This is a genomic window from Butyrivibrio sp., assembly GCF_017433805.1.
Taxonomy (GTDB): domain Bacteria; phylum Bacillota; class Clostridia; order Lachnospirales; family Lachnospiraceae; genus Butyrivibrio.
Genome location: NZ_JAFRGN010000002.1, coordinates 1 through 7,397, shown reverse-complemented (window position 1 = coordinate 7,397; position 7,397 = coordinate 1). Strand labels below are relative to the sequence as shown.

5 protein-coding genes and 2 pseudogenes are annotated in these 7,397 nt (G+C 43.6%); 1 reads left to right on the top strand and 6 read right to left on the bottom strand.

Annotation, left to right across the window (positions count from 1 at the left end):
* Window positions 1-180: 180 nt before the first annotated feature.
* The 4 genes from IJI01_RS00085 to IJI01_RS00070 all read right to left on the bottom strand — a co-directional run bounded on the left by IJI01_RS00085 (window position 181) and on the right by IJI01_RS00070 (window position 4,479).
* Window positions 181-1,338 carry an aminotransferase class I/II-fold pyridoxal phosphate-dependent enzyme gene (locus tag IJI01_RS00085; protein WP_292183963.1) on the bottom strand — a complete coding sequence of 386 codons (1,158 nt, stop codon included), beginning with the start codon at window positions 1,336-1,338 and terminating at the stop codon, window positions 181-183.
* Window positions 1,335-1,823, bottom strand: coding sequence for an Lrp/AsnC family transcriptional regulator (locus IJI01_RS00080; RefSeq protein WP_292183960.1), 489 nt, complete (start codon window positions 1,821-1,823; stop codon window positions 1,335-1,337). Before IJI01_RS00080 ends, IJI01_RS00085 begins: the two co-directional genes overlap by 4 nt.
* Before the next feature lie 88 nt (window positions 1,824-1,911).
* Entirely contained in the window at window positions 1,912-2,898 is a 987-nt protein-coding gene (locus IJI01_RS00075) for an AIR synthase-related protein (protein ID WP_292183957.1), read from the bottom strand.
* A 12-nt stretch (window positions 2,899-2,910) separates the two neighbouring features.
* Entirely contained in the window at window positions 2,911-4,479 is a 1,569-nt protein-coding gene (locus IJI01_RS00070) for a VanW family protein (protein ID WP_292183955.1), read from the bottom strand.
* 84 nt (window positions 4,480-4,563) lie between these two features.
* Between IJI01_RS00070 and IJI01_RS00065 the strand changes: the two genes are divergently transcribed.
* A complete protein-coding gene (locus tag IJI01_RS00065; protein ID WP_292183952.1) occupies window positions 4,564-5,208 on the top strand; it encodes a hypothetical protein in 645 nt (214 codons plus the stop codon).
* Between the two features lie 58 nt (window positions 5,209-5,266).
* Here the strand turns inward: IJI01_RS00065 and galT are convergent.
* Window positions 5,267-6,805 (bottom strand): annotated as a pseudogene (gene galT, locus IJI01_RS14875) (UDP-glucose--hexose-1-phosphate uridylyltransferase).
* Window positions 6,806-6,851: 46 nt separating this feature from the next.
* Window positions 6,852-7,397 (bottom strand): annotated as a pseudogene (locus tag IJI01_RS00055) (galactokinase); the annotation flags it as partial.

The following is a 7,397-nucleotide window of genomic DNA, read 5'->3' as shown; positions in this document are numbered from 1 at the left end:
TGGAGACCTTCACAGAGCTTCTCGCAAATGCACTTGAGCCAGGCTGGCAGGGCTATAATAAGTTCTTTGAATCCAATGTTTTCGAAACTAGAGTAGATTAATAAAAATAAAACGCACGTCCAATCCTCCGATGATTGCTTCAATCAAATCGGATTGGCCGTGCATTTTTATTTCTTCGCTCTAAAATTTTGATACAAATCTCTCAAATCTCTCCATGGCTGCCTTGAGGTTGTCAAGTGAGTAAGCGTAGGAAATACGAATGTATCCTTCACCGCAGTCTCCGAAAGCAGTACCCGGAACGACAGCAAGCTTTTCTTCTGTGAGGAGTCTTGTGCAGAACTCATCACTAGTCATGCCATACTTCTTGATACATGGGAACACATAGAACGCACCATAAGGTTCAAAGCAAGGAACTCCAAGTTCCTGGAACTTATTAAGAAGATATCTTCTCCTGTGGTTGTACTGTTCCTTCATCATCTTAACATCGTCGTCACCATTTCTGAGCGCTTCAACAGCAGCATACTGGCTGGTTGTAGGAGCACACATGATAGCATACTGGTGAATCTTGACCATCTGCTTCATGATGACTTCTGGTCCGCAGGCATATCCAAGCCTCCAACCTGTCATGGCATAAGCCTTGGAGAAACCGTTGATGAGAATTGTTCTCTCCTTCATTCCTGGAAGAGAAACGATTGAAACGTGCTCTCCCTTGTAGGTAAGCTCTCCATAAATCTCATCGGAGATAACATAGAGATCTTTTTCTATAACGACCTTGGCAATTGCTTCAAGGTCCTCTTTTTCCATTACAGCACCCGTTGGGTTGTTAGGGAAAGGAAGGACAAGAATCTTAGTCTTATCTGTAACCTTATCCAAAACCTCCTGCGCTGTCAGGCGGAATTCATTTTCCTCTTTTAACTCAATAATAACAGGAACAGCATCAGCCAGGATCGCACATGGCTCGTAGGAAACGTAGCTAGGCTGAGGGATCAGCACCTCGTCTCCTGGATCGAGCATAGCTCTCATGGCAAGGTCAATGGCCTCCGATCCACCGACAGTTACAAACACCTCTTTTATCGGGTCATATGTAACGCCCTGTGTTCTATTGATATATTTAGAAATTTCTTCTCTCAGCTCTTTTAAGCCGGAATTGGAGGTGTAGAAGGTACGGCCCTTTTCGAGGGAATAGATACCCTCGTCTCTTATGTGCCATGGTGTGTCAAAGTCTGGCTCACCAACACCAAGAGATATAGCCCCTTCAGTCTCCTGTACGATATCAAAAAACTTTCTGATTCCAGAAGGCTTGATACCTACAACTTTACTTCCTAATGGGTTTCTCATGGTGTGATAATCTCCCTTGTATCCTCATACTTTTTGGTCAGAATTGTTCCGTGGTCCTTATATTTCTTAAGAATAAAATGAGTTGCTGTACTAAGGACTGTATCAAGTGTCGCAAGCTTGTTGTTAACAAATCCAGCAACCTCCTGAAGAGTCTTGCCTTCCAGGATAACCATGAGGTCAAAGCCACCGCTCATAAGGTATACGCTGGTTACCTCAGGATACTTGTAGATACGCTCTGCGATGTTATCAAAGCCCTGTCCTCTTGTAGGAGTAACCTTAACTTCGATAAGCGCATTAACCTTCTCAAGACTAGTCTTGGACCAGTCAACCATGGTGTGATAACCACAGATGATTCCCTCTTCCTCAAGAGCCTTGAGTTCATTAGCTACCAAAATCTCCTCCGCACCGATAAGTACGCTAAGCTCATGGATATCGATACGGCTATTTTTCTCAATAATATTAAGTATCTCTTCTCTGGTTCCCATTTTATTCTCCTCAACTCATTAACTTTTAATCAATATTGTGCCTTACATTTGTACTAATGTAAACATGTCGAATTTAACATCTGCTAGTTCAGCATCCAAGGGCTGACAATATCTCGTCTGCCTGTGGTGATTCAAGGAATCTGACTTCATCAGCATTAACAACTATCTTATCGTTGCCTTCAGTGAGTTCTCCAATCACTACTGCTGGAATTCCTTGCTCCTTGAGGTCTGATACCAGCTTTTCTCCATTTTCTGTGGCAAGCAAAAGAGCTCCACCAGACAGAAGCTGATATGGATTAAGGGTAAAGAATTCGCAGATTTCTACTGTTTCCTGCCTAAGAGGGATACATCTCATATCCACCTTAAGGCCGCATCCCGCTCGGCCAGCCATCTCCCAAAGTCCTGCAAATACTCCGCCGCCTGATAAGTCATGAGCCGCGGTGATACCTGACTTCATGGCTATCTCCATCTCTTTTCCCACAAAAAGACTGTCTCGAAGCTTCTTGGCATCATCTATAAAAGGCGCTGGATATCTGCCTGTGAGATCCTCGTATTTCTCTGAAGCCAGCATAGTTGTGCCTTCCATGGCCACCCACTTGGTTATTACAAGTGACTGACCAGGCGCTGCCTTGCCAGCAAAAAGAATGTCTGACTCCTTTTCATCCTCTGCAAAGCCCACAGCTGACACTGTTACAAGAGGTCTTGTAACGGCAGAAGTAACCTCTGTGTGACCTCCGGCATATACAACTCCGCAAAGCTTGGCGCCATCAATTGCATCCTTAACTATTCTCTTAAGTGTGGCTTCCTCAGCATCAGAAGGGAGAAGTACTGACACCTCCACGTGATCCGGAGTAAGGCCCTGGGAAACAAGTCCGTTTACGGCCTTAACTACGCCATAAAATCCCGCTTCCTGAACGTCCACAGTCACCGGAACTATTGTGGAAAAGGTTCTTTTACTTTCAGAAAAAGCGCAGTCTGTCCCTACAGCTGCGCTTGTCTTATTCTTAAATTCTGTTCTAAGCTGCTTTAAAACAGATCTCTTTAAAGCATTCTCAGTAATTTTGCCAAATCTCATCCTGGCTCCTAATCATCCATTAGTTGTGATAGATTCCATATCTTCAGCTGCTGCCTGCTGCTGGATCTGTGCATTAGCCGCATCAACCGCTGCTGCCGCCGCCTGAGCTGCTGCCTCGGCATTCTCAGTTCCTGCTGCATCTCTGGCTGCCTTGAGAGCGCCTGCCACAGCCTTAACTGTTCCAACATCCTTGGTAGCAATCGCTGTCTGGAGCTGAGCCAAAGCTGTTGCATCAGCACCTGCTGTACCTACAGTGATGATCTTGGGAACCATCTTGTATGTACTGCTGTTGATCACATCATTGCTAACCTCTGTGCCATTCTCAGTTACAATCTTGCGAAGCTGAGCCTTGTAACCTATATGAGCTGACTGAGTTCCAACATATCCAATTCCCTGTGTAGAATCAGTTACGAATTCATCAGCAGAAGCTGGTGTTGTCTCCAGTACCTCGCTCTTGAAAGCCACTTTCCTGCCGGCATCTCTTGTCTCAACGCCGTAAATAGTAAATGTAATGTGTTTATCTGAAGATGTGTATCCTTCAATATAAATAGGATACTGTGTATTGTTGATAAATCTGAAGTTCTTGCCACCTGACTCTGCAATAGCAGCGTCCGCTGAAGGAGAAACATAGTTAACGATCATTGAATGGTTATGTCTCTCTGTTACCTCAAGCTCAGCCAAAAGAACTGCATTGTAAAGTGTTGTAGAAACCTGGCAGATACCACCACCAATACTCTCAACTACTATTCCATTAAGGTAAGAACCTGCTGGGAAATAGCCATTAGCTTCTGTAAAAGGAGTGATAGTATCAAGAACATTGAACTCCTCACCTGGGTAAAGAGTTGTTCCATTTATGAGTGAACATCCGTTAGCTACATTGGCTGATCTTGATGAGCCTGATGTCTTGTAGCTTGTTGTGTAGGTTCCAAGTACATCCTTGACCTTGGCAAGATCCTCTGCGCTTCCAAGAGGTACATCCTCTTTGATAGCAAGAGCAACTACTGCATTGTCGCCGTTCCATCCGCTCTGTACAAAGTTCTTGATATCAGCAATTGACTGATCAACGTCAACCACATAACCTGTCTGTCCCTGACTTACTGTAAATCCGTCGGATGTCTTTTTAAGAGCGAAATTGACCTTATCCTGGTTAAAAGAACTACATCTTTCTCCAACTATCTCCTGAAGGTGTTCATCACTAAAACCATACTCGATCTCGAATCTGTGACCTTCCTTCTCAAGATCCTTGAGAGCTTTGTATCTCTGAATAATGTTGCCTTTATGTCCAAGGCTATATGCTTCCTCGATAATCTGGGGATTCTTCCATGAAATTCCAAGTTCCTCGCCGTAAATCTGAAGTCTACGGCCTTCACCGGCATCAAGAGTAATCTCTGCGCCAGCCATCTTGTCAAAACAGGAATGTACAGCCGCTGTAGCGTCTGATACTGTCATTCCAGAAACATCTATATCTCCGATATAAATGCCATTTGCGATTGTTCGTCCATCTGCTGCTTTTGTCCGAATACCAGGCAGAAGTAACAGCACACCTATGAAGAGAAAAACTCCTCCCAAGAATTTTTTCATAATGCCCCCTATGAGCGATTGTGCTATTATAAATTATATGCAATATATTGTGAATATTACTCCTTAACTGAAAGGATATTATAGATGAAATTACCCTTTTTAGCAAGCTTCATAATTCTCATCATTCTCTTTAATGTCTCTTCCAGACGGGTCTCCCGTAAGGTCGAACAAAAAGAGGCTGACTTCTGGGAAAAGGAACGCCAAGCCAACAGTGTCAGAAAAAAGAGCCTTGAAAATCTCGAATATATACATATTCCCGTTCAGCTTCTTCCCTTTGACACCTATGAAGACAACGAAGTTCTCCGTAAGGCAGAAGAAGAAGTTCTCGCACTTAAGGATGAGAAGATAGTAAACTTCACCGGAATCACCAATACTGATCTCAAGCTCGAGTATGGAGCTGCCAATATTACAGTTCTTTCTCAGTATGACCAGAATTATACATCTCTCGTAGTTGCACTCCAGAAATGGGGCCAGGAGCTCTACAATCAGGGCCGCTTTGAAGATGCCACCAATGTTCTTGAGTTTGCCGTTAAAACAAGAACTGATATATCCGGAACCTACAGACTACTCATCGACATGTACAAGACCAAGCTTGGTCTCATTGAGAGTGAGATTGATCATAAGCTGGAAGCACTTATCCCTATCGCCAATGGTCTTAATTCTCTTAGCCGCGTTCAGATTCTCAATATGATCGATGAAGCACGTGGTGCTAAAGAATATGGTGCTTAATATCTAATAACTAAAGGGTTTACATTATCTTAACCGATAGTGTAAACCCTTTTTAATCTTATAGAGACTGAGTAAATCTGTCGAAGGCAGCCTGTCCCTCAGGTGTTCTCTTATAAACGCCTGCATCTTCCAGAACATGCATGAATACTTCGCCTATCTCATTCTGTACAATCTCATCGATATTATCTGCATTGATCACATCGTACTTCTTGCTAAACTCATCTACCCAATCAGCGTGCTTTTCAAGAACTTCATCGGCTCTAAGGTCTGCTCCAGCGAGGATAGCGTCCTTGAGAAGAGCCATCTCTGACTTAAGTCTTGCTGGAAGAACCGCAAGTCCCATAACCTCGATAAGACCAATGTTCTCTTTCTTGATATGATGAAGCTGAGCATGAGGATGGTAAACACCAAGAGGATGCTCCTCTGTAGTGATGTTGTTTCTCAGTACGAGATCAAGCTCATACTTATCTCCACGCTTTCTGGCAATAGGAGTAATTGTGTTGTGTGGAGTTCCATCTGTCTCTGCAAATACAAATGCAGCTTCATCTGTGTAACCTCTCCACTTATTAAGGATAACGTCAGCAAGTTCAATGATTCTGTCTGTGTTATCACCTGAAAGTCTGATTACAGACATAGGCCACTTGACAATTCCGCTCTCAACGTCCTCAAAGCCTTTAACAGTAAAGGTTCTCTCAACCGGAGCCTTCGCCATGGCAAATGTCTAATGTCCGCCCTGGAAATGATCATGGCTAAGGATTGATCCACCAACTATAGGAAGGTCTGCATTAGAACCTACGAAGTAGTGAGGGAATGCCTTAACAAAATCAAAGAGCTTGCAGAAAGTATTATGTTCAATCTTCATAGGAATATGCTGAGAATTGAACACAATGCAGTGCTCGTTATAGTAAACATATGGAGAATACTGGAATCCCCACTTAGTATCCTGAATAGTAACAGGGATGATTCTGTGATTCTCTCTTGCTGGATGATCTACTCTTCCTGAATAGCCTTCATTCTCCCAACACAGCTGGCACTTAGGGTAGCCACTCTGCTTGGCATTTCTGGCTGCTGCAATAGCCTTGGGATCCTTCTCTGGCTTGGAGAGGTTGATTGTGATATCAAGATCACCATACTCTGTAGGAGCGATCCACTTCATATCCTTGGAAATACGATATCTGCGGATATAATCACTATTCTTGGACAGGTTATAGTAGTAATATGTAGCAGCCTCAGGGCTCTCTTTATACTTGGCATTGAACTTTTTGATAATAGCGCTAGGTCTTTCTACCATAAGACCCATAAGCTTGGTGTCAAAAAGATCTCTGTATACTACGCTGTCATTCTCTATAAGTCCGGTAGCTGCTGCGTAGTCGTCAAGCTCACCTAGAACTTTTTCAAGGTAGCATCCAAGTTCAGCCTCATCTGTTGGAACCTCTGCAGAAAGCTTCTCTATTTCTGCTATCTCTGCATCAGTATTATCAAGACCAAGTACGATCAGGATAGAATTAACTGTATAGATGATGTCCTCTTTTTCTATAAGTCCTGTTGCAAGTCCATAAGCTGCAAGCTTTTTAACTGCTACATTAATATCTGCCATATCTATAAAACTCCTACTCTCTCATAATCAATATTTCTACAAATTATCAGATGACCTGTGGGCCTCCACCGATCTCAACTGTGTAGAATGTAGCATCGTAACCGATCTTGTTGCGATAGTTCTCGCCAACTGTCTTCTTGAAGTTCTCAACAGCCTCATCCTTAACGATAGAAACAGTGCAGCCACCAAAGCCGCCGCCTGTCATACGTGAGCCGATAACTCCAGGAATCTTCCAAGCCTCTTCAGCAAGTGTATCAAGCTCAACGCCTGTTACGTCATAGTCATCACGAAGTGACTCATGTGACTGTCTCATAAGCTCACCAAAGTGCTCGATGTCGCCAGCCTTAAGAGCTTTAACGGCCTCGATAGTACGCTGGTTCTCATATACAGCGTGCTTAGCCTTCTTCTGCATATCAGGATCTGTGAGTGCGTCCTTGTGAGCCTCGAACTCTTCAATAGAAAGATCGCCAAGTCCCTTGATATCTACTGTCTTCTGAAGGATAGCAAGAGCTTCCTCGCACATGCTGCGTCTAGCATTGTACTGAGAATCTGTAAGCTTGTGCTTCTTGTTAGTATTAGCGATTACGATCTT